A 938-nucleotide genomic window follows, 5' to 3' on the forward strand; every position below is an offset into this window, starting at 1 on the left:
GCTCGACAGCGTGTTGCGCAGCGGCGAGCCGTACTTCGCGAAGGCGTTCGAGGTGCACATGCCCGAGCCGCGCTACTTCGATTTCGTCTACCAGCCGCTGACCGAGCCGGACGGCACCGCGCCGGTCAAGATCGCCGTGGTCGCCTACGAGGTGACCGAACAGCTGAGCGCACGCCAGCAGGCCGAGGATGCGAGCCGTGCGAAGGACGAATTCCTCGCGATGCTGGGCCACGAGCTGCGCAACCCGCTGGCGCCCATCCTGACGGCGCTGCACCTGATGCGCATGAACTGGACGGATGCGGCGACGAAGGAGCGCGGCATCATCGAGCGCCAGGTGCGGCACATGGTGCGGCTGGTCGACGACCTGCTCGACGTCGCGCGCATCACGCGCGGGCGTGTCGAGCTGCAGCGCGCGCCGCTGGACCTGGGGGTGGTGATCGGGCAGGCGGTCGAGACGGTGAGCCCGCTGTTCGAGCAGAAGCGCCAGCGGCTCGAGGTGCGCGTGGAGGAGCCGCTGCCGCTGCTGGGCGATGCGGTGCGGCTCGGGCAGATCGTCGCCAACCTGTTGACCAACGCGACCAAGTTCACCGAGGTCGGTGGGCATGTGTCGTTGCACGCGCGGCGCGACGGCGACGACGCGGTGCTGGTGGTCGACGACGAGGGCATCGGCATGTCGTCCGACGAGCTGATGGTGGTGTTCGAGCCCTTCGTGCAGGGCAAGCGGCAGGCGTTGAACCGGCCGCACGGCGGGCTGGGCCTGGGGCTGGCGATCGCGCGCAGCCTGGCGGCGCTGCACGGCGGCACGCTGGGCGCGCAGAGCGACGGACCGGGGCGCGGCAGCCGGTTCATGCTGCGGCTGCCGCTGCAGGTGGCCGGTGCGCAGGCGCAGGCGCCGGCCGGCACGGATGGCTGGCGCGTTGCCACGCAGGGCAGCGTGC

General features: G+C 71.5%; 1 protein-coding gene. It reads left to right on the forward strand.

Annotation, left to right across the window (positions count from 1 at the left end; genetic code table 11):
* A partial coding sequence (locus tag AC1D15_RS34550; RefSeq protein WP_477829625.1) for a sensor histidine kinase occupies positions 1-938 on the forward strand: 938 nt, incomplete at both ends.

Source organism: Rhizobacter sp. P2_H2 (genome assembly GCF_056403375.1).